The following is a 22,203-nucleotide window of genomic DNA, read 5'->3' as shown; positions in this document are numbered from 1 at the left end:
GGGCACTAAACGTGTGCAAGTCGGGAGGATTCCCGCATTCTCGCCCACGTCAACGGGCTGCCCGGTGGCCTTCCCCACCTGCATCCCTCGCCAGTCTGGCCTCCAACCATTGATCACCATTGAATCTTCACGACTCTCAGAATCTCCTCCAGATCACCCCTTCTCACCACCAGTTCACCCTCCACCTCAACAGTCGTGCCTCCGTTGGGCTGGGTCAAGGTCATCGACGATTCGTGCCAATCCGCAACAATGGTGTGACAGCTCGCGTCCGTCATTAGTCCTCGGTGTCGTTGTGTGATTCCGGCCCTTGGTGGTGGCGAACTGTGAGGCCAAGGTCTATACGTTTGGCTCCGATGGCTGCTTCGAGGATGTCGAACAGATCGCGGCGGATGATGAGATCTGCGCCAACGACCGCTGGTTCGAGCGGCCCGTAGTTGCCATCGTGAACGAGATAACTGCGCCACTGCCGACAGACCATCGCTTGACCCTGGTCGTCGACAAGAGTGTGCCGGATTGCCGGGGTTTCGGGCCGAAGACCCAGGAGGGCCACAATCTCCAGTTGCGGGGTGAGGCAGAACTGGTGCAGCCCCAGCCCACGCTCCTGTGACGGGGCCCCCGGCGTCTGCTCAAAGGACACGAGTGCTGCCAGCGGCTTTCGCATGGTTGCGACTGCAGCGCGTGCACCGTCTTGGTCTAGGCCGGAGACGAGGTCGGTGTACGCGTACGCCCAGAGTCCCGGCGGCAGCTCCGAAAGCGGCCCACTGTTCGCTGGCGGGGGCCCGTCGCACACCTCCAAGCCCGCCATCAGTAGGACTTGGCGGCCAGGGTTCGTGGGGTACCGGGTCGCGAACGTTCGTTGTCGCTCGATGAACCCCAACTGCACCCAGTCGGTAAACGGAACCTCGCCGACTCGGACCCGTTCCCCTTCACCGCCTGCCAACTGACGAGTTCCGGTCAGGGCATCTGCGTCAGCCGGTGGCCAATTGAAGTCTTCATCGTCAATCCACGGGATTGGTTCCAGCGACCAATCGAAGACCGCGGGCCGGGTCGTGGGTCGCGGAACTCTCGATGCTTCGCTGCGGCGCGCCCATATGCCAGTGGGCGTGAGGTCGGCTGCGAGGTCTCTCTCAATCTCAAACGGGTCACCGACGCTGCCGCCGAGCGCGATCGCCGCGCGTAGGCCGGCACCCACTTTCTGCAACTCGTTCTCGGTCTCTTGTTCGTCTGCGTAGTAGGCGTCCGGGATGCGCCTGCTGCTCGGGGTGCGAAGGTGTTCGAACTGATCGCGCATTCGTGCAGTGATGGAGTCGAGGCGGGCAAGGACGCCGCCAGTAATGGCGAGGCGGAATCCTGGCGGTTCCTCGGCGAGCTCAAGTCGGTCCCCGACAGCCATGGCGACCATCGCCTGTGCACGCAGAAGTTCATCCCCGTCGCTCATTCGTACTCCTGGATGAACTGGCTGAACGCGAGCCGCACCTCAGCCGCCGGTTCGGTGGCTGGCGGGACTGGGACCGGCTTGTTGTGACTCCTGAGAATATCGGCGGCAACAACTCGCACAGAAAGCAGGTCGGCTTTGGAGAGCGCCGTGAGGAGGGCCGCCATTTCGTCAGTCAGTTGGCCGCGGGGGAGGCAGTCCTTGACGACCTCGAGGAGCCACGTGATGCGTGCGGCGTCGAGCGGATGTTCGAGCACCCGGACGAGCGCCACTTGCGCGATCGTCGGGCGGCAAGTGAGGAGCAATGTGACGGCAAGGAGGGCACGTCGTAGGTCAGCGCGCATTCCTTGGGAGATGGATGCGACAGCCAGGATGGCAAGCGCATTGTTGAGGTGGTCGAGTGGGTCGGGGGCCTTGGTTGGGTTGTAGGTGTGGTGGCCGCGCGCCGGAGTCCCGGGCACACGCGCTCGGAGAACCTCGTAGCCGGCATTCCAGCAGTCGATGGCGGTGCCACCTGCGCAAGCCGTTGGTTGGGCGGCGAGAGCGGAGATGATGGCTTGGGTGACTCCGTAGAACGCGACCGAGTTGCTGCGTGCGGTGTGACCGACAGCAGCGGCCAGCGTGCGTTCAGCGGTGTAGGGATCGAGGGCGTAGGCCGTGACCCACAGGTCGGCTTGTTCGCGTCCTGCGAAGTTGCGCCAACCTCCGCCGCCCCGGATGCGGGTGTACGCCAGCGCAAGGCAGTAGGAGGCCACCGTCTTGAGTTCGGTCGTCGTGTCGTCGCACCGCGCAGCGAGTCCTTCGCCGAGGGCAGCGAAGATCGAGTTGTCCTTGTAGGTGGGGACCTCGCGAGCGATGTCGTCTATGAGTGCGATGCCTGCTTCAGCGCCGTCTGTCTGGATCGTTTCGAGGATGCGCCATCCGATGGCGTTCGCCAGTGCATCGAAGCTCCATCGTGCGGCGCCCGCGTCGTCACGGTAGTCCTTGTTGTCGTAGTCCCGGGCAGCTGCGATCGCGCCATCGCGACCTGCCGGGAGGATGGGTCGTTGATGGCTGTCGAGTGCGTTCAGCAGATCGGTGGGCTCGGTTCGGCGGTCGATATTTGCTCTGTTCTCGTCTTTGTCCTCGCGAGGCTCCCGGATGGCGAACGCCGTACCGCCAAGTGCAGTAACGGCGTCGATGAGGTCGCCCGTGGCTACGGACTTGGTGGTCTCACTCGCGTACATCAGGGGCTGGTCGTCGTACGACGCTGCGATGTTGTTGGCAGTCGAGGTGAGCACGGCGTCTGCTTGGGGCGTCTGGCCGTATTCAGGCTGGAGGCGGACTAAGACCTCAAAGTCGATGTTCGGGCGGCGCCAGTCTGACCCGGCGGCAAGACGCAGAGCGGCGGCCACGATGGGATCGGCGGCGGAGGACTGGGTTTCCAGTAACTCCTCGAGTGCGGTCTGCACGCGGGCGTCTTCGAACCCGAGTTCGGCGAGCCAGACGTTCGCGCCGTCGAGGGCCGCCGCAATGGGGTCGATGCGGGCTGATGCTTCCCACCAGTCCTGGGGCACATGATTGGTCCCGCGTCCGTCGGTGTGCTGCCTAACGAGATAGGCGAGGTCGAGGAGCCTTCCGAGCGCTTCCCGAGCAGTGTCAACGTCGACGTCGGCAAGATCAGTGACGGTGTCCATGAACTCACCGATGGTCGGGTCCTTGTGCCCTCCGTAGGTGGCGAGGAGCGCAGCGGCGCGGGCCCAGCACTCTTGCGCCTCGTCTGTCGCGCCGGCCGCGTAGCAGATTCGCGCGGTCGCGAGTTCGAAATCGGCTTCAACCGAGTACATGCCGTGCGTGACCTGGCGATGCTCGCGGATTCCTTCGATCAGGGCATGGGTGGCCTCGATACCAATGCTCTCGGAGACACGCGCGAGAAGTTCGAGCAGGCCATTTGTGGTCAACGGGCCGTTTTCAGCCATCCCCATGAGCGATGTGCTGGTCCCTTCGCCGATAGCGGTGAGGTGGCCGAGGACCGCGTCGAGGTCACCTTGTTGAACGACAACGAGCGCGTTCTCTATGACGTGATGTATGAGCGGGTGAATGGAGTAGAGGTCGCAGGCTCGCGGTGACCCGGTGAATGGTTCGGCGTGCTCGGCAAGCCGCTCAAGTGCCACGCGGACAGTCGTCGATGCATCAGGAGGCGAGATGATCCCGCTGGCGACATCATCCGCGATGCCGACGGTCGAGATAGCGAACTGGAGCCATGCACGGTAGAACCCGAGGCCGGCGACTTGGCTGCTCAGTGTCAGGGGCGTCGTCCGGTCGAGTGCGTGCGCGAGCATAAGGAGTGCGAGCCAGCGGGCGACGACGTTGTAGTCGGGATGGTGTTCTGTCGTGACTGCGCTGGTGGCAGCCCTCAGATCGGCTGCGAAGTCGTCGGTGCCGAGTCCGGCGAGCACCTCCTCTGGGGTGATCCCGTGGCGGAGATAGCCCCGGATGTCGCCGACTGGATTGAGGCGGTGGGCTTCACGGGCAAGGTCCGTGGGCGCTGGCAGGCCCCGTTCGCCCGCGGCTGCCAGGTCGGCCAGGGTGAGGAAGGCCCGAGCTGCCTTGGCGGGGTCGGTCATCCTGGCTACAACCTCCGGCATGGCCCCCGTTGGCAGTCCGGATGTGAACACCTCGACGAGCTCGCCGAGGTCGGCAGCGTGGTCGCCGTCGAGGTTCTCGGCGACGCGATCGACGAAGTCGTCACCGAAGCGGTTTCGTTGCTCACGGACACGCAATGAAGCGAGTTGTGTGGCCAGGTGAAGGTTGCCATCGTTGTCGCCAAGGTACCTAGTGCGGTCACGTTCTTCCTCGCGCTTTCGCGCGAGCAGATAGGCCTCCCAGGGAGCCGGAGCACCGGCCTGGTCGACAATCCGGCATAGTCGCAGGCCCCATCTTGCGGGGAACGTGGCTCGCCCGTCGTATAGGAGCCGCCCAGCAACCGTGTCTGCGCCGAGGATGGAGACAACGACGTCGCCGTAATTAACGAGAGTGTCAGGAAGCGACTCGGTCTCGTATACGTCGATGGCCTTACGAAGTTCGATGCAGGTCGTAAGGGTTGGCCAGTCGAGGCGCTGTTCGCTCTGTCGAGCCACTGCCCCGACAACTCTCTTAAGAGCCTCCGGCGGCTGGAGGGCACGAATGGCGTCTCCGACAAAGCTGGGGCCGACGAGTGCTCTCAGTTCGTCGTACTCGTCGAGTTGCGCAAGGAGTTCGGGCAAGTGCCGGAACGCACGCGCGTCGGAAAGAAAGCCGCGTGCTTCGAGCCACGCGGCAGCCTTCTGACGGATTGTCGCGACCCACACTTCTGGCTTGTCTCTGAGAATGTGACGGCCGAAACTCTCATGGTGAATCTTTAGACCTCCCAGGCCGGGTTGGGAGTTCAAGACGGGCGCGAGCGCCGCGAGGGCAGAGTCGAGGAAAAGCGTCACCTCGGGCACCATCTCGCCGAGTTCAGCAGCGTTCAGCGCGAAATCGCATACTGCGAGCGCGCCGATGGCGGCTACTTGGTCACCGGTGAGCCCATTAAGGAGGTGGTCGTAGTACGCGTCGAGGTCGGTCGCTTGTGTGGGTACCCGCTGCAGACGGTGGATCAACTCATGCGGTGCTGGTGGCGGGGCGTTGTCGTGGTCGAGTGGTGAGGCTCGGACAGCATGGCGACAGAGGTAAGTAGCGTAGAGGGCGTTGCCGGCGGATCTGTCGTAGAGGGCATCAACGATGCTGCGATCGTCTTGTTCTTCCGCGACAGGCCTCTCGACCGTGCCCTCACTAGCGATGAGATGGTGGCGCTGCGCGAGCAGCTTCACTTCTTCCCAAGACATTCGCGGCATTTGTATCGGCTCGCCGCTGGATGGTTTGGCGTTGTCGAGATGTGTTCCAGGCTGGCTGGCGATGAGCATCGCGACTCCAGCCGGAAGGTCCACGTTGGCGAGTCGGTCGACTAGCACTCGAGACGGGTCCGGCGATACCCCGGAGTGTCGCCCGAGGACGCGGTCAGCATGATCGAGACCGTCGACGATGAGCAGGATTTTTCGCTGCGGCTCGGCGTCGTGGCAAGCGTGGAGCGCAGCTTCGAGCGTCTCGCGAGTGGCGGCGAATCTAGGTCGAAGTCCGACCGTTGCTTCAGGCGCCAGTTGCTCAAGCTGCGCGAGGAGACTTCCGATGACGACATCGGCCAGTACGCGTTCGTCGCGGTCGATGTCGGAGGCACCGAGCCAGCAGTGGTGCCTCGCGACGATCCAGCCGGCGTCACGGTACGCGTCCGCGAGTTGTTCACAGAGCCAGGACTTGCCAGCTCCTGGTTCCCCAGTGAGGATGGCGCGCCCGCCCGCGGTAATGAGGCCCTGCAGGTGTGCTTGCACGGCTGCCGCAGCGCCAGTACGGCTGACGGCGACGGCCCTTTCTACGGGGTGACCTTCGGTTACGGCTCCGAAGTCCGTGGTTAGCCCGATGCGCGGCGAGATGTCTTCGCGCCGGACGTATCCACTTAGAGTGCGTGCGGCTGTGGCCGCGTGTATTAGAGCAAGTGCGACGTCCTCGGGTGCCCGATGGGTGTTTGGCGGACGTCCGGCTCCGAGCTCTTCGATTGATCGCCGCAGGAGCACGAGTTCGGCAGGTCCTGGCGCGACCAGGTTGATGGTGCTGGCCGGAGCGTTGGTATCGATGGTGAGACTGGAGCACGCCGCGTGGATCTGTTCGTCGGTGAGATGCTCGACGAGTTTCTGCCACGGCGCCGTCACGCGCAGCGCATCAGGGTCAAACTTGTACCGACGCGTCGAGACGCCGAACAGGGGGTCACCGGGGTCGAGCGCGGGATCTACGGGCCTGAGGACCGTGGCAAGGTCAGCGGCAGGGGCGCCGTCCCGGACGACGACCCTGTACGTGGAGGCCGCATGCGCGGCCAGGTCGCTGAGGAGCGCGTCGAACAGGTAGTTGAGCTTTAGACTGCGGCCATCGGCGGAGAAGGTCGCCCGGGAAAGTTCGCGGTCTTGTTCGGTGTGCTTGATCTGCACGCGGACGCGTCGACCGGAACCATAGTTGATGGTCAGGTCGTCGAATCGGTCGCCTTCGAATCCCTTCGCGTCGACCGTGATGTCCGTCGCGGTTCCAAGCATGAGGTCGACGAGCGCGACGCTTGTGAGCAGGTCTTGGTACGTGTAGCCGTAGTGCGTCGCCCTGAGGTTCACGTCTGGTCCTCAACCAGTGCCAGGGACGCCTCGCGCCGATTGAGTAGTGATCGCCATGGAGCGCATGTGGCAAGCGACCACCATCGACGCCCCAGCCGCGGCGAGCAGCTCGTCAAGACCACCTGCCTACGGCACTTCGCCGAGAACGTTCGTCCGGGCATCACTCCCTCCCTTGATGGTCCAAGTCGCTGCGTGCCGAATCGGCCAGCAAGTCGCCCACCTTCGTGACCGCAGCTCCGACCTGAAGGACGATCGATTGAAAAGCGGCGGTCGGTGCCACCTCGTCAATCCCTAGTTCAGCGAGCGCGACCCTCGACTCCGAGTTGCTGAGATGAGCGACACCTCCGCGGGATCGCATTGCGTAGAGGTCGCGGAGGATCTTGGATGCGTCGCTCGTGTCGCCGAGCGAAATAAGCAGCTTCTTCAGCAGCGACAGCGACCTCTCGTCCTTCTCTGCCCCACCGACAGTCCGCTTCAGCAGCTTGGAGTCAAGTCCGTCGACAAACACCTTCGCAATGATCAGGAGAGGGCCGATCAGGGCGGATGGATCGTCTGTAAGCGGGCCCATGAGCGACCGGTACTGCAACTCGAGGTCAGGAGGCAGGGAGCGCCACAGTTGTCCTCCGAGCTTCTGACGAGCAGCCTCGTTCGCGGATACGCGTGCCTGCCGCATGTCGCCAATCGGGTCGGGTGATGATGCCCATTGGTTCAGGAAGTCGCGACGGAAGCGCCCCTCTTCCATCTTTCCTTCGGGCGGGACGTTGTAACTACGCCAGTGCCCCCATTCCTCGTGCGGGATCTTGCTGCCAATGTCGCCGAGGTAGACCTCCACCAGACCGGCACTGTTGATCGAGATATCGACCCCCCACAGATTGAAGCAAGACAGACGAAAGGGAGTCACCTCATACCTACCCGGTTCCGCGACGTAGTCCTGGAGCACTTCCCGTTTGAAATAGATGGGAGTGAGGTAGTGGAGGCGCGAGTTGTCCTTGTCGAAGTACGTCCCGAGCTCGCCGGGGTCACAGGAGTGAGTGAGGTGCTCTCCCGTCTCGGAGTCGGTGCCGTAGATGAACTTCGGGTGCTCGGTCGCGGAGTGGAATTCTTCCCACCGAGGTCGTCGACCCGTGTTCTGCCCGACTAGGACGTATTGGCCGAACAGGCGCGACATCGAGGGCCGGTCAACGCCAGTCAGGAAGTCTGCGACGGCATGGAAGTCGACGTGGGCCCACGCGTTGCGGAAGTCGCTGTCAACCCGTTCGAAGTTGCCATCCGCGACCTTCGTGACGTAGTCAACCTGAAGGATCGCGGACTTCCCACAGGTCTTAAGGAAAGTCCGGAACTCTTGGACACGCACCTCAACCTTCCAGGCGTCCTCGCCTCGCGCGTAGCGGATCAACTCGTGTTCGCGACCGGCGGCACTGACGTAGTGCCAACCGTTCGGGACCTCGAAGGCGTCCCAGAACCACAGGAACGGGTGGGTGACCTCTATCTGCGGCAAGGAAGCGCCGGTGGCGTTGCGCGCCTGAATGAAAAATTTGGTGGCGACGCCGCCTCGACTCTCGATGAGGCCGTTGTCGTAGCCGCTTGCGCCGCTCGGCGAACTCCAGACGCTGAAACCTCCTAGGTCTCGCCCGATCCACGTCGTATCGGTGAGTGCGTCCTCCTCGCGGCCGGCTTCAATCAGCACACAGCCGCGGCCCCCGTGCTCGCTCGGGGTGAAGAAGTGCTCCTCGACAACGACCCAACCGGAAGGGCTCGAATCGATGTCATCCAGCCGACGAGCTGGCCAAAGTGTGGGTGGGTAACCGCCGGTGGGTGGGCTCCACATTGCCGACAGGCTCGTGCCACCGTCTGCGGTGGTGTAGCCGGGGATGTACGGAATGCTCACGCCTTCACCGTATGGCAGCAGTCCGACTCATACGCCACGCAGCGGACCTGCGTCCTACGCCAAAGGTCACGTCACAGACGTGCCAGTTGAGGAGCGAGGCTAGCGATCGGCCCGCCGACACCGCCCGATCGAGCTCATCCTGCTGAAATTCTTGCGGACTCTATGCGGACTGGGAGGGGTCACACCCCCTCTGACCTGCGGTTTTGCGCCGATTCACACGTTGAAGCGGAACTCCACCACGTCGCCGTCAGCCATCACGTAGTCCTTGCCCTCGAGGCGCATCTTGCCCGCGGCCTTGGCGGCGGCCTCGGAGCCCGCGGCGACGAGGTCGTCGTAGGAGACGATCTGGGCCTTGATGAAGCCCTTCTGGAAGTCGGTGTGGATCACCCCGGCGGCCTCGGGCGCGGTGGCGCCCTTGCGGATCGTCCAGGCGCGGGCCTCCTTGGGCCCGGCGGTCAGGTAGCTCTGCAGGCCGAGCGTGTCGTAACCCACGCGCGCGAGCTTGTCGAGGCCCGGCTCCTCCACGCCCATCTCGGCGAGGAAGTCCCGCGCCTCGTCCTCCTCCATCTCCACCAGCTCGGACTCGAACTTGGCGTCGAGGAACACGGCCTCGGCCGGGGCGACGAGGGCGCTCATCCGGTCGCGGAGCGCGTCGTTGGCCAACTCGTCCTGGTCGCAGTTGAAGACGTAGATGAACGGCTTGGCGGTCAGCAGGAACAGGTCGCGCAGCAGCTCGGCGGTCTCCGGCGAGGACAGCATCCCGGACGCGAACACCGTCTTGCCGGAGTTCAGCACCTCCAGGGCGGCCTGCATGGCCTCGAGCTTCGGCTTGGCCTCCTTGCGGATCCGAGCCTCCTTCTCGACGCGCACGAGCGCCTTCTCGAGCGTCTGCAGGTCGGCGAGGATCAGCTCGGTGGTGATCGTCTCGATGTCATTGCCGGGGTTCACCTCACCGTCGACGTGGGTGACGTCGGCGTCCTCGAACACGCGGGTGACCTGGCAGACCGCGTCCGCCTCGCGGATGTTGGCCAGGAACGCGTTGCCCATGCCCTCGCCCTGCGAGGCGCCCTTCACGATGCCGGCGATGTCCACGAACGACACGGTGGCGGGCAGCTGGCGCTCCGAGCCGTAGATCTCGGCGAGCTTGGCCAGGCGCGGCTCGGGCACGCCCACCACACCCACGTTCGGCTCGATCGTCGCGAACGGGTAGTTCGCCGCGAGGACGTCGTTGCGGGTGAGTGCGTTGAACAGCGTCGACTTGCCCGCGTTGGGGAGACCGACGATTCCGATGGTGAGTGCCACGAGAGGGCATCCTAGTTGTCGGGACGCCGTGGCCCGAATCAGCCCAGCAACGGCTTCCAGCGGCTCGGGTACAACAGCTCGAAGCGCTCCAGCACGACGGGCATGTCCTCGGTGAAGCCGATCGTGCGCTCGAAGAAGTCGCGGTGGCCGGATCGCCAGCGTTCCAGCGACCCGTCCCCCTCCGCCTCGGCGGCCGCATGGTCGGCGTCCACCTGCGAGAACGGCACCACGCGCACGTCGGTGGTGCGGATGAGGGCCCGGGGCTCGCCGGCCCCGTCCACGATGATGAAGAGGTCGCCGCGCTGCGGCAGCGGTTCGCCCGCCGACTCGTAGTCGGCCAGGGCGCTCGCCGTGGCGGTCTTGCGCCCCTCCACGACGAGCGCTGCCAGTTCGTCGGCCATCGCGGGGCTGTCGCCGAACGCGTAGGACTCGGGCGTGATGCTGCCCCACATGCGGGGACCGAAGTACTCCTGCAGCGGGTTCAGCTTGGCAGCGGTGCGGGCGTCCTCCCAGAACTGCCCGATGTCGGCCATCAGGCGCCCGCGTAGTAGGCGGTGAGCGCCTCGGCCAGCCAGCCCGGGTCCTTGGTGCCGGCCAGCTCGCGGGTCGAGTGCATGCTCAGCAGCGGGATGCCCACGTCGCACATCAGGACGCCCAGTCGCTCGGCCGTCATGGGCCCGATCGTGCTGCCGCAGGGGACGGCGTTGTTGGAGACGAAGTCCTGGGTGGGGACGCCGGCGGCCTCGCACGCGCGGCGCCACAGCGCCGAGCTCGCGGCGTCGGAGGTGTAGCGCAGGTTGGCGTTGTGCTTCAGCAGCGGCCCCTCGTTGAGCAGCGGGCGGTGCTCGGGGTCGTGCAGGTGCGGGTAGTTGGGGTGGATCGCGTGCCCGGCGTCGGCCGAGATGCACGAGCTGCGGGCGAGCATGCGGTGCCAGGCGTCGCCCTCGGCGCCGAGCGCCCCGGCGAGGCGGCGCATGACCTGCTCCAGCAGCGGCCCCGCCCCACCCGAGCGGGAGGACGAGCCGACCTCCTCGTGGTCGAAGCAGGCCAGGACGGTGACATCGCCGGAGGACTCGGCGTCCAGCAGCGCGACGAGGCCGGCGTGCACCGAGGACAGGTTGTCGAGGCGGGAGGAGGCGAAGAACTCCTCGGTGGGCCCGAACACGGCCGGCGCCTCGGTGACGTAGCAGTACAGGTCGTGGCTGGCGACGTCGGCGAGGTCGAGGTCCGCGTGCTCGGCGACGAGCTGGAGGATGTCGAGGTCGGGGCGTCCGACGGAGTAGACCGGCTTGAGGTGGGCCTGCCGGTCGAGCTTGAGGCTCTCGTTGACCGACCGGTCCAGGTGCGGCGCGACCTGCGGGACGCGCAGCCACGCCGGGGTGCGGACCAGCACCTGCTCACCGGAGCGGGTCACCACGCGGCCGGCGAGGCCGAGCTCGCGGTCCAGCCACTGGTTGGGCAGTGGCCCGCCGTAGACCTCGACAGCGGCCTGCTGCCAGCCCACGCTGAACGCGGTGGGCTGGGGCTTGAGCTTGAGCGACGGGGAGTCGGTGTGGGCCCCGACGATGCGGAACCCCGAGTGGGCCGCGTCGGCGTCGGTGGGCACGTACCAGGCCACGATCGCGCCGTCGCGCAGCACGTAGCCACCGCCGGGCTCGATGGCGAAGGGAGCGTCCTCGGCCTGCTGGGTGAAGCCCGCCACGCCCAGGCGCCGGGCGACCTCGGCCGCGGCGTGGAACGAGGACGGGGAAGCGGTCACGAAGCGGGCCAGGTCGGCGATGTGCGCAGCGGACATGCCCCCATCCTGCCCCATCGCCGCAGCCCGTCTGGGGCCGCCCCGGCGGTGGCTCGGACAAATTGTCGGAGGCCCCTGACAGGATCGACGCATGGACAACTTCGGCATCCTCCTGGTCGCCCTGCTGGTCGGGGCCGCGTTGGGCGCGGCCGTGGCCTGGTTCGTGCTGCGCCGCACGACCGACGCCGCGGCCGGGGTCGAGGCGGAGCGGCTGCGCGCCGAGGCCCAGGGCGCGCGAGCGGATGCCGAGCGGGCACGGGCCGACGTGTCCAACGCCGAGCTGCGGGTGAGCCAGGCCGAGGTGCGCGTCCAGGAGGCGCGGGCGGAGGCGGAGCGCGCCCGCGCCCAGGTCGCCGAGGCCCGGGCCGCGGCGTCCGACTCGCAGGCGGACGCCGCCGAGCACCAGGCGGCCGTGGCCGCGCTGCAGGCGAAGGTGGTCGCCGCCGAGGCCGAGAAGGCCGCCGCGGTGGCGCGGGCGATCGAGGTCGCCGCGGATCGGGACTCGCTCGTGAAGGAGTTCAAGCTGCTGTCGGGCCAGGCACTCGACGAGCAGGGGAAGAAGGCGGAGGCCACGGCCGAGGCCCGGCTCAAGGCCACCGATCAGCTGATGACGCCGATCCGCGAGAGCCTCGCGGCGTTCAACGAGCGCCTCACCGAGGTGGAGAAGGCCCGGGTCGCGATGTCGACCGAGCTGGCCCAGCAGGTGCGCGCGGTGCAGTTCACCGGCGAGCAGCTGCGCCGCGAGACCAACGCCCTGTCGACGGCGCTGCGCAAGCCGCAGGTGCGCGGCGCGTGGGGTGAGCTGCAGCTCAAGCGGGTCGCCGAACTCGCCGGCATGCTCGAGCACTGCGACTTCACCCAGCAGTCCACCTCGACCACCTCTGAGGATCGGGTGATCCGCCCCGACCTCAAGGTCACCCTCGCCGAGGGCAAGTTCGTCTACGTCGACGCCAAGGTGCCGCTGTCGGCGTTCCTCGACGCGCACGAGACCGAGGACGAGCGGGACCGCGAGCACCACCTCGCGCTGTTCGCGAAGAACGTGAAGGGCCACGTGGACGCCCTGGGCGGCAAGAACTACTGGAAGGCCGACCCGGGCACGCCCGAGTTCGTCGTGATGTTCGTGCCGAACGAGGCGCTGGGCTTCGAGGCGCTGCGGCTCATCCCCGACCTGCACGAGTACGCCAGCGGCCGCAACGTCGTGGTGGCGACGCCGTCGACGCTGATCGCCATGCTGCGCTCGGTCGCCTACGGGTGGAAGCAGGCCAAGCTGGCCGAGTCGGCCGCCCAGGTCTCGACGCTGGGCCGCGAGCTGTACGAGCGGCTGGGCACGATGGGCCACAACGTCGACAAGCTCGGGCGCGCGCTGGGCTCGGCGGTCAAGGCCTACAACGCGTCGGTGGGCTCGCTCGAGACCCGCGTGATGGTCACCGCGCGCCGGTTCCGCGACCTCAACGTCACCGAGGCCGAGCTGGGCGAGCTGACCCCCATCGAGGAGCCGCTACGCCAGATCGCCGCCCCCGAGCTGGTGGCCGACGCGACCGCCGTCCCGGCCGTGATCGGGCGCAAGCCGTCCGGCGAGCTGCCCGAGGCGTCCGCCCTCAGGCGGGGCGAGCCCGACCTGTTCGACCTGGTGGGTGAGACCTCGCCCGAGGTGGCGCCGCCGGCCCGCAAGCACGCGTGAGTGGGACGCCTCCGGCCCCGGCGAGGTGACGGGGGCACAATGTCCGGGTGAGCCACCTTCCTGTTGACGCGATCCGCGGCCCGCTGCCGGTGACGGCGTACGACGTGGACGCCGCGGCCTCCCGTCTGGCCGGGGTCATCAACGACACCCCCCTGCAGTACGCCGAGCGGCTGTCGGCGGCGACCGGGGCGGAGGTGTGGCTCAAGCGCGAGGACCTGCAGCCCGTGCGGTCGTACAAGATCCGGGGCGCCTACAACTTCATCGCCCAACTGTCCGAGGAGGAGCGGCAGGCCGGGGTCATCGCCGCCTCGGCCGGCAACCACGGGCAGGGTGTGGCGATGGCGTGCGCTGCGCTCGGCATCAAGGGTCGCATCTTCGTCCCGTCCACCACGCCGCGCCAGAAGCGCGACCGCATGCGCCACTTCGGCCGCGAGTTCGTCGAGCTGGTCGTCGTGGGCGACTCCTACGACGAGGCCTCCGCCGCCGCCAAGGCGGCCGCCGAGGAGACCGGCGCCGTCGTGGTGGCCGCCTTCGACGACACCCGCACCATCGCGGGTCAGGGCACCGTCGCCAAGGAGGTCGTCGAGCAGCTGGGCCGCGAGCCCGACCGGATGATCATCCCGGTCGGCGGCGGCGGGCTGCTGGCCGGGTGCCTGGTCTGGCTGAACGCCTACTCCCCCACCACCCAGGTGCTGGCCGTCGAGCCCACCGGGGCGGCCTCGATGGCGGCGGCCCTCGACGCGGGGCGTCCGACCACCCTGGCCCGGATCGACACGTTCGTCGACGGGGCCGCCGTGCGCCGCGCCGGCGACATCACCTACGGCATCGCCGCCCAGCTGAACCCGCACATGGTGTCGGTGCCCGAGGGCGCGATCTGCTCCGAGATGCTCGAGCTGTACCAGACCGAGGGCATCATCGCCGAGCCGGCGGGCGCCCTCGGCACGGCCGCGCTGCGCCAGGTGAAGGCCAACCCCGGCGAGGTCGTCGTCGTGGTCGTCACCGGCGGCAACAACGACGTCTCCCGGTACGCCGAGATCGTCGAGCGGTCGCTGGTGTACGAGGGCCGCAAGCACTACTTCCTGGTGAACTTCCCGCAGGAGCCGGGCGCCCTGCGCCGCTTCCTCGACGAGGTGCTCGGCCCCGAGGACGACATCACCCACTTCGAGTACGTCAAGCGGAGCAACCGCGAGATGGGGCCCGCCCTGGTCGGTATCGAGCTCGGCGACCCGACGTCGCTGCCCGACCTCATGCACCGGCTCGACCGCAGCCCGATCCGCGCCGAACCGGTCGACCCCGACAGCCCGTTCTACCGCTTCCTGATCTGATCCGTATACCCATGGGGGTATCATGGGCGCGAGCCGTTCGCCGAACCGAGGAGTCCCCATGCGCGCCCGCCGCATCGCGTCCGTCACCGTCGCCGCCCTGGTGGCCCTGACCGGGGCCGCGTGCACCGCGTCGGAGCCCGCGCCGAGCGGCCCGGCCGCGGCGTCGGCCGAAGCCTCCCGCGCCTACGGGGCCACGCTGAACGCCGCCGAGTTCGCCGCCTCCCTGGACACGCCCGGTGTCGTCGTGCTCGACGTGCGGACGCCGGCCGAGTACGCCGCCGGCCACCTGGAGGGCGCGGTGCCGGCCGACATCAACGGGGACTTCGATGCCGCCGTCGCCGGCCTGGACCGCGGCGCCCCCTACGCCGTCTACTGCCGGTCCGGCAACCGGTCGGCAGCCGCGATCGAGGCGATGAGGCAGCTCGGCTTCGTCGACGCCTGGCACTTGGGCGGTGGCATCGGCGCCTGGCAGGCCGCCGGCAAGGAGGTGGTGACCGGCTGAGGCAGGCCAAGGACGGGCTCCTGGCCGGGGCGCCTACGCTGGTCGGGTGACATCCCCCCAGCGGCCGCACCGGCCCGTGCTCCGATCACCGGACGCCCTCGAGGCGCTCGGCCAGGGCACCGACCCGATCGCGCAGCTGCACGCGGCCCACGAGACGGCCGCCGCCCTGCTGCGGGTGGGGCGCGCGGCAGAGGACCCGGGCGTGACCGCCCGACTGGTCGCGATCGTGGACGAGATCGGGCTGTCGACGCTGGCGGACCTGTGGTCGCACCGCCCTGCCGCCACCCTGCCGGGCGCCCTGTGGCGGCTGTACCTGCTTCGCGAGTGGACCGTGACGGACCCGGACGGGGCGGCGCGCGAGTACGCCGCGGGCGTCCGCTTCACCGAGCCCAACCACGCCGTCGCCGGCGTCGACCCGCCCGGCCCGGCCGAGGTGCGGCGTGTCGCGGACGCCATCCTGCGCGGGGCGTTCACCGGCGATTTCGCGATCGCGCTGGAGCGGGCCTCCGCGTTCTGCCACGTGGTGGCGTCGGGTCGGGCGGAGGTCGCGCGGGTTCGCAGTGAGCTGGATCGTGCCGTGAAGCTGCAGGACATGGCCCACGACCTCGCCGAGAACGCCCGCCTGTGGCGCAGCGGCGACCTCACCTGAGCGACACTTGGCTCACGCCGACGCGGCGCCTATCCTCGTACAGGCGTCGGGCTGCGGTAGCCCCGGGCTCCACTCATAGCCGCTACGAGCGGCCACGCGCCGAGAGGCGCTCCCAGCCCGACGCTCACCCCAGCCGGAACCGCGACGCGGTTCACTCACAGGGCTGGGTCTCGACCCAGTCTGCGAGCTCGACCCGCGGCCCGGTGAAGAACGGGGTCTCCTCGCGCACGTGCAGGCGCGCCTCGACCGCCCGCTGCGCGCGCATGGCGTCGGTGAGGCGGTGCAGCTCGTCGGCCTCGAAGGCCAGCAGCCACTCGTAGTCGCCGAGCGCGAAGGCCGCGGTCGTCGAGCCGAGCACGTCGGGGAACTCCTTGGCGGCCATGCCGTGGGTGCGCAGCATGTGGGACCGCTTCGAGCCGTCCATGTAGTACCACTCGTAGGACCGCACGAACGGGTACACGGTCAGCCACGGCCGCGGCGCGATGCCCGAGAAGCAGGCGGGGGTGTGCGCGTTGTTGAACTCGGCCGGGCGGTGCACGCCGACGCTGCTCCAGCGCGGCTCCAGCACCTCGCCCAGGGTCGAGCGGCGCAGCGCGTGGTAGGCCGCCTGCAGCTTCGTGGGGTCGTCGGCCAGCAGCCAGACCATCAGGTCGGCGTCCGCGCGGAAGCCGCCGACGTCGTACCAGCCGCGGATCGTCACGCCGGTCGCCTCGACGGCCCCGACGGTCTCGGCGGCGTGGGCGGCACGGTCGGACGCCTCGCCCGCCATGAGCCCGGCCATGGTGAAGACCGAGTACATGACGTAGTGGGAGCCGGCGTTGACGTCCTCGGGCGCGACGTAGGTGTCGCGCGGGTCCCCGCTGAACGGGGCGCCGGGGGTCTTGCCGTGATGTGCCTGGGACATGGTTCTCTCCGGTTCGCTGGGATCGGGCAACGGGTCAGTCGGCCGCGCAGGCCGTGGGCAGCGCGGGCGCGCCGGGGCGTCCGAGCAGGCAGCACGTGGCGTGGCAGGTCGCGAGCCCGCCCACCGAACCCGGCTGCGGGTCGGTCAGGGCGTCGGCCAGCATGCCGATGAAGGCGGGGTGGACGCCGACGGTGGCGGCCCGCACGTACCCCAGCCCGAGGCCGGACGCCGTGGCCCGCGCCTCGGTGTCGAGGTCGTAGACGACCTCCATGTGGTCGTTGACGAAGCCGTACGGGACGGTCACCACCGACGAGACGCCGTCGGCGGCCAGCTCGGCGAGCCGGTCGTTCACGTCGGGCTCGAGCCACGGGATGTGCGGCGCGCCCGAGCGGCTGCACCACGCCATCTCCCAGGCGTCGTCGGCCAGCCCGACCTCGGACGCCACGGCCTGCGCCACCCGCCGGTGCTGGGCGGAGTAGGTGTTGTCGCCGCCGGGGCCGGAGGCGGCGTCCATCGCGTTCGGGATGGAGTGCGACACGAACAGGACGCGGGCGCCGGGCAACTCGGCCAGGGCGTCCCGGACGGCGTCGGCGTTCGCGGTCACGAAGCCGTCGGTCTCGGCGAACGGGCCGACCTTGACCAGGTCGAACTCCAGGCCGGTGTCGGCCAGCGCCGCGGCGAGGTCCTCCCGGTACTGCCGGCAGCTCGAGTACGACGCGTACGCCGAGGTGGCCAGCACGACGACCCGGCGGGCACCGCCCGCGGCCAGCTGCGCCAGCGCGTCGGTGACGTACGGGTCCCAGTTGCGGTTGCCGATGACGACCGGCACGTCGACCCCGCGGCGGGACAGCTCGGCGCGCAGGGCGTCCATGAGCTCGTCGTTGCGCTCGTTGATGGGGGACGCCCCGCCGAACATCAGGTAGTGCTCCGACACCTCGAGCAGGCGCTCGTCGGGGATGCCGCGGCCGCGGGTGGCGTTGCGCATGAACGGCAGCACGTCCTCGGGCCGGCGGGGGCCGCCGTAGGAGAGCACGAGGGCGGCGTCGAAGGGGAACGTCACAGGGCCTCCAGTCGGCGGGGCTCACCCAGGTCGGACAGGCGGAGCCCGGTGATCGGGCAGGTGTCGCAGTCGAGCGAGTCGGGCGGCACGATCGCGGCCTGCTCGTCGCGGTCCAGCAGGTGCTGGTCGGACGGCTCGAGCTCGAGGTTGCGCAGCACAGGGCGCTTGCGGGCCTCGAGGCCCCACAGCTCGTTGAGGGCGTTGAGGTACTCCTCCGAGCGGCCCTCCGTGGCGGCCTTGCGCGCGCGGACGCTGGGCACGTGCACGAGCCGGGCGGCCAGGCGGCGCAGCGCGTGGGCGGCCTCCTCGCCGGTGATCGGGCGGCCGTGCGGCAGGCGGGCGACCTCGTCGGCCACCATCTCGTTGACCGTGTCGCGCAGGGCGACGACGACCGGGTCCATCTCGCGCCCGCGCAGGCGCCCGACCAGGTCGCGGACGCCCTCGTCGACGAGCACGCGCGCCCGGGCGGCCTCGCGGTGCGAGGCGTCGGGCACGTGGCGCTGGATGGTGGGCAGGTCGAGCAGCAGCACGCCGGGGACGGTGACCACCGCCTGGTCGATGTCGCGGGCGATCGCGAGGTCGACAAGGGCGATGTCGGCGCCCTCGCGGCGCTCCATGACGGCGGCCAGGTCGTCGCGACCGAGGATCGGGGCGCCCAGACCGCGGCAGGTCACGACCACGTCGGCGTCGGCGACGGCGGCGACCAGGTCGGGCCCGGCGTCGCGCGTGCCGGGGTGCGAGGCCACGAAGTTCGCGGCGCGCCCGGAGCTGGAGTGGACGGCCAGGTCGGCGAACCCGCGCTCGCGCAGGTCGGCGACGACCGCGCCGGCGTAGGCACCGGTGCCGATGAGCAGCACGCGCGTGGACGCCCAGTCGCGGCCCAGCAGGTCGAGGCCGACCGACACCACGGAGCGACCCGTGGCGGCCAGCCGGGTTAGGTGTGACACCTTGCGGGAGGTGCGCAGCGCCTGCTCGATCGTCTCGGTGAGGAGGCCGGTTGCGATGCCCTCCTCGTGGGCCTCGCGCAGCGCCCGGCGCAGCTGGCCGGCGATCTCGCGCTCGCCCACGACCATGGAGTCCAGACCGGCGCCCACGTCGAAGAGGTGCTGCAGGGCGGCGGCGTCCTCGCGCAGGGTCATGGGCACGAAGCCGGCGGTGATGCCGAGCGACTCGCGCACGACGTCGGCGACCTCGTGGGTGGACTCGTCGGCGTCGACGTAGACCTCGACGCGGTTGCAGGTGGCCAGCACCACCGCGCCGTGGACTCCCTCGGCCCCGTCGACCACCCGCCGGCCCAGCCCGGGCACCGCAGGGGTCACCGACTCGACCGCGGCGAGGCCGTGCTCGGCGTGGTGGATCGAGATCAGGTGGAGGGCCATGACCGCTCCATTGAAGCACCGGGTGTCACGCGCATCCAATCGACCCTGACGAGGCGGGGCCTCAGCCGGCGAGGCTCCCGACGACGGGGGTGCGGGACATGGTGTCGAAGCCGTGCGGGGAGCTCACGAACAGGTCGGTGCCGTCGGTGCCGGCCTTGACCCCGCGGTGCTCGCCGTCCTCCCAGCCCTGGGCCTGGCTGACGTCGAAGACGATGCCGTTGACCGCGACCCAGGCGGGCCGGCCCTCGAGTCCGTCGTTGGACTCGAGCTCGGCCATCGTGATCGTGCGGGACTCGGCGGCCTGCTGCTGCGTGGCCGTCAGCGGGGCATCCAGCTTGGCCCGGTCGCCGGCCAGCGAGGCCGGGCGGAAGAAGAGGAACACCCCGACCAGGACGGCGATCAGGAGCACCCCCACCAGCACCGAACCGGTCTGGTTCTTCTTGCCCTGGGACCCTTCGGCACCCGTCTGCGCAGCCTGCTCGGCCATGGTCTTCCTTCGCGCGTGGACGACGTTGTCGCCGCCAATTATGACCCACTCCCGGCCGGGCTGGAGCACACCGCGTGCGAGTCGGGATGTGGCCTACGATCGGTCGCGTGAATCCCGTTGACGTGACTCCCCCGCTGCTCCAGGCCCTGGCCGGGAAGCACCCCGCGACCAAGCCCGTCTGGTTCATGCGCCAGGCCGGTCGGTCGCTGCCCGAGTACCGCGAGGTGCGCCGCGGGACGGGGATGATCGAGTCCTGCCTCATGCCCGACCTGGCCGCCGAGATCACCCTGCAGCCGGTGCGCCGCCACAAGGTCGACGCGGCCATCTTCTTCAGCGACATCATGGTCCCGCTGACGCTGGCCGGCGTCGACGTCGACATCGTCGCCGGCGTGGGGCCGGTGGTCGCCGAGCCGGTGCGCACGGCGTCCGACGTACGGAAGTTGGTGGCCCACGAGCTGGGCGACACGAGCATGATCACCGCCGCGATCGAGCGGATCCGCGCCGAGCTCGCCACCACGCCGTCCGGCGACGCGAGCTGGACGCCGCTGATCGGCTTCGCCGGCGCCCCCTTCACCCTTGCGGCCTACCTCGTCGAGGGACGCCCCAGCCGCGACCACCTCGCCGCCCGCTCGATGATGCTGTCCGACCCCGAGTCGTGGGACGCCCTGATGGCCTGGTGCGCCGACCTGTCCGGCGCCTTCCTCACCGTGCAGGTGGACGCCGGCGCCTCGGCCGTCCAGCTGTTCGACTCGTGGGCCGGCTCGCTGCGCCTGCCCGACTACACCGAGCGCGTCGCCCCGTGGTCGCAGCGCGCGTTGGCCGCCGTGGAGGGTCGCGTGCCGCGCCTCCACTTCGGCACGGGCACCGGCCACCTGCTCGAGCAGATGGCCCAGGGCGCGGACGCCGTCGGCGTCGACTACCGCACCCCGCTGGACGAGGCGGCGGCCCGCTTGCCCGGCGTCCCGCTGCAGGGCAACATCGATCCGGCCCGGCTGCTCGCCGGGTGGGAGGCCCTCGAGCCCCACGCCCTCGACGTGATCCGCCGCGGCACCGCCGCCCCGGGGCACGTCGTGAACCTCGGCCACGGCGTCCCGCCCGAGACCGACCCCGAGATCCTCACCCGCCTCGTCGACCTGGTGCACACCTCATGACCCTCTCCCGCGCGACCCAGCACGTCCCCGCCGTCGTCGTCGGCGGCGGTATCGGCGGCCTGCAGGCCGCCCACACGTTCGCCAAGCTCGGCCTCGCGCCGCTGCTGCTGGAGTCCCGCGGCACGTGCGGCGGGCTCATCTTCGGCGCCCCGATCGGCGGCGTCTGGGTCGACCTCGGCGCGGAGTCGTTCGCCAAGCGGTCGGTCGCCACCGCCGAGCTGTGCCGTGAGCTCGGGCTCGACGTCGTCGACCCGTCGGGCAACTCATGGCTGTGGTCGCACCGCGACGGCGGCTTCGCGTTCCGCATCCCGCACGGCGTGTTGGGCATCCCGACCGACCTCGACGACCCGATCGTGGTCGACCTGCTCTCCCCCGAGGGCCTCGCCCGGGCGCGCGAGGACCTCACCATGGGCCCCGAGGCCGGCGCGGACGCCGCCGACCTGGCCTCGCTCGTGGTCGCCCGGCTCGGCGAGGAGGTGCTCACCCGGCTCGTCGACCCGATCGCGGGCGGCGTCCACTCGGCGCACCCGTCCGAGCTCTCGGTCGACGTCGTCTCCCCCGGCCTGCGCCGGGCGCTGGCCAGCGAGGGGTCGCTCGTGCGCGCCGCCGCCGCCCTGCGCGCCTCGGCCCCGGCCGGAGGCGTGGTCAGCTCGGCGTCCGGCGGCCTGTTCACGCTGCCCCGCGCGCTGGTGGCCCGCATCGGCGAGCTGGGTGGCACCGTCGCCGGCCGCCGGGTCGTCACGGCGATCGCGCGCGACGGCGACCGCTGGGCCGTGACCCACCACGAGGCCGGGCGCGCCCCCGACCCGGCCGACCCGCCGGTCCCGGTCGGCGAGCCCCAGGTCGTCACCACCGACCGCCTGGTCGTGGCCCTCGACGGACGCGCCGCGCTCGACCTGCTGCGCACGGTGCCCGAGCTGGAGGTCGACGACTGGCAGTTGCCGAAGGGCGCCGACCTCGCGCAGGTCTGCATCGTGCTGGACGCCCCCGAACTGGACGCCGGCCCCCGCGGCTCAGGCCTGCTGGTCACCCCCGACGCCGAGGACGCCGACCGCCGCGTCGCCTGCAAGGCGATCACGCACTACTCCATCAAGTGGCCCGGCGTGGTGGCCGGGTCCGGCAAGCACGTGCTGCGGGTCTCCTACGGCCGCGCGGGCGTACCGACCCCCGAGCCGACGCTCTCCGGGGCGCTCGCCGACGCCGGCGTCCTACTCGGCGTGCCGCTGGCCGAGGAGCAGGTGGTCGGGCACGCGGTCATCCACTTCCCGAACTCGCTCCCGCCCCAGACCCCGGCCCACCGGGTGCGCGTCGCCGACCTGACCGAGCGCCTCGCCGGCACCCCCGGCCTGGCGATCACCGGCGCGTGGTTCGCGGGCACGGGGCTGGCCGCCGTCATCCCGCACGCCGAGCGTGTGGCGAAGGAGCTGGCGTGAAG

General features: G+C 69.6%; 16 protein-coding genes. 6 read left to right on the top strand and 10 right to left on the bottom strand.

The window, feature by feature from the left end:
• Window positions 1-274: 274 nt before the first annotated feature.
• The 6 genes from H5397_RS00965 to H5397_RS00940 form a co-directional block, all read right to left on the bottom strand.
• The gene (locus H5397_RS00965) at window positions 275-1,438 is read right to left on the bottom strand and encodes a hypothetical protein (RefSeq protein ID WP_182814435.1); all 1,164 of its coding nucleotides are present in this window, start codon (window positions 1,436-1,438) and stop codon (window positions 275-277) included.
• Window positions 1,435-6,645 carry an ATP-binding protein gene (locus H5397_RS00960; protein ID WP_182814434.1) on the bottom strand — a complete coding sequence of 1,737 codons (5,211 nt, stop codon included), beginning with the start codon at window positions 6,643-6,645 and terminating at the stop codon, window positions 1,435-1,437. The genes H5397_RS00965 and H5397_RS00960 overlap by 4 nt, the downstream gene beginning before the upstream one ends.
• 160 nt (window positions 6,646-6,805) lie before the next feature.
• Complete coding sequence (locus tag H5397_RS00955; RefSeq protein WP_182814433.1) at window positions 6,806-8,533, bottom strand: hypothetical protein; 1,728 nt, start codon at window positions 8,531-8,533, stop codon at window positions 6,806-6,808.
• 213 nt (window positions 8,534-8,746) lie between these two features.
• Window positions 8,747-9,835: a redox-regulated ATPase YchF gene (gene ychF, locus H5397_RS00950; RefSeq protein WP_182814432.1), complete on the bottom strand. Its 1,089-nt coding sequence runs from the start codon at window positions 9,833-9,835 to the stop codon at window positions 8,747-8,749.
• Window positions 9,836-9,873: 38 nt separating this feature from the next.
• Window positions 9,874-10,368 carry an ASCH domain-containing protein gene (locus H5397_RS00945; RefSeq protein ID WP_182814431.1) on the bottom strand — a complete coding sequence of 165 codons (495 nt, stop codon included), beginning with the start codon at window positions 10,366-10,368 and terminating at the stop codon, window positions 9,874-9,876.
• Window positions 10,368-11,630 carry a M18 family aminopeptidase gene (locus tag H5397_RS00940; RefSeq protein ID WP_182814430.1) on the bottom strand — a complete coding sequence of 421 codons (1,263 nt, stop codon included), beginning with the start codon at window positions 11,628-11,630 and terminating at the stop codon, window positions 10,368-10,370. Before H5397_RS00940 ends, H5397_RS00945 begins: the two co-directional genes overlap by 1 nt.
• A gap of 91 nt (window positions 11,631-11,721) precedes the next feature.
• Here H5397_RS00940 and H5397_RS00935 point away from each other — a divergent pair, with 91 nt between their 5' ends.
• Genes H5397_RS00935 through H5397_RS00920 form a run of 4 tightly spaced genes read left to right on the top strand, consistent with a single transcriptional unit; the run spans window position 11,722 to window position 15,787 of the window.
• A complete protein-coding gene (locus H5397_RS00935; RefSeq protein WP_182814429.1) occupies window positions 11,722-13,311 on the top strand; it encodes a DNA recombination protein RmuC in 1,590 nt (529 codons plus the stop codon).
• A gap of 47 nt (window positions 13,312-13,358) precedes the next feature.
• On the top strand, window positions 13,359-14,636 hold the full coding sequence (ilvA, locus tag H5397_RS00930; RefSeq protein WP_309224240.1) for a threonine ammonia-lyase IlvA: 1,278 nt from the start codon (window positions 13,359-13,361) through the stop codon (window positions 14,634-14,636).
• A gap of 58 nt (window positions 14,637-14,694) precedes the next feature.
• Window positions 14,695-15,138, top strand: coding sequence for a rhodanese-like domain-containing protein (locus H5397_RS00925; RefSeq protein WP_182814428.1), 444 nt, complete (start codon window positions 14,695-14,697; stop codon window positions 15,136-15,138).
• A 46-nt stretch (window positions 15,139-15,184) separates the two neighbouring features.
• A complete protein-coding gene (locus H5397_RS00920; RefSeq protein ID WP_182814427.1) occupies window positions 15,185-15,787 on the top strand; it encodes a hypothetical protein in 603 nt (200 codons plus the stop codon).
• A 151-nt stretch (window positions 15,788-15,938) separates the two neighbouring features.
• On the opposite strand, the gene hemQ is transcribed toward H5397_RS00920, so the two are convergent.
• From hemQ to H5397_RS17820, 4 genes are all read right to left on the bottom strand, one after another.
• Window positions 15,939-16,691 carry a hydrogen peroxide-dependent heme synthase gene (hemQ, locus tag H5397_RS17830; protein ID WP_255438489.1) on the bottom strand — a complete coding sequence of 251 codons (753 nt, stop codon included), beginning with the start codon at window positions 16,689-16,691 and terminating at the stop codon, window positions 15,939-15,941.
• A gap of 34 nt (window positions 16,692-16,725) precedes the next feature.
• Window positions 16,726-17,751 carry a ferrochelatase gene (hemH, locus tag H5397_RS17825; protein WP_309224239.1) on the bottom strand — a complete coding sequence of 342 codons (1,026 nt, stop codon included), beginning with the start codon at window positions 17,749-17,751 and terminating at the stop codon, window positions 16,726-16,728.
• Window positions 17,748-19,130: a glutamyl-tRNA reductase gene (locus H5397_RS00910; protein WP_182814426.1), complete on the bottom strand. Its 1,383-nt coding sequence runs from the start codon at window positions 19,128-19,130 to the stop codon at window positions 17,748-17,750. The genes hemH and H5397_RS00910 overlap by 4 nt, the downstream gene beginning before the upstream one ends.
• A gap of 61 nt (window positions 19,131-19,191) precedes the next feature.
• Window positions 19,192-19,617: a cytochrome b5 domain-containing protein gene (locus tag H5397_RS17820; RefSeq protein WP_255438487.1), complete on the bottom strand. Its 426-nt coding sequence runs from the start codon at window positions 19,615-19,617 to the stop codon at window positions 19,192-19,194.
• Between the two features lie 86 nt (window positions 19,618-19,703).
• On the opposite strand from H5397_RS17820, the gene hemE reads away from it, so the two are divergent.
• Together hemE and H5397_RS00895 are read left to right on the top strand one after the other, a co-directional pair.
• On the top strand, window positions 19,704-20,768 hold the full coding sequence (gene hemE / locus H5397_RS00900; RefSeq protein WP_182814425.1) for a uroporphyrinogen decarboxylase: 1,065 nt from the start codon (window positions 19,704-19,706) through the stop codon (window positions 20,766-20,768).
• A complete protein-coding gene (locus H5397_RS00895; RefSeq protein WP_182814424.1) occupies window positions 20,765-22,201 on the top strand; it encodes an NAD(P)/FAD-dependent oxidoreductase in 1,437 nt (478 codons plus the stop codon). The genes hemE and H5397_RS00895 overlap by 4 nt, the downstream gene beginning before the upstream one ends.
• Window positions 22,202-22,203: the final 2 nt, after the last annotated feature.

Origin of the sequence: Propioniciclava sp. MC1683, assembly GCF_014164675.1 — a bacterium.
In the GTDB taxonomy this organism is placed as follows: Bacteria; Actinomycetota; Actinomycetes; order Propionibacteriales; family Propionibacteriaceae; genus Propioniciclava.
This window is presented reverse-complemented; position numbering and strand designations above follow the sequence as displayed.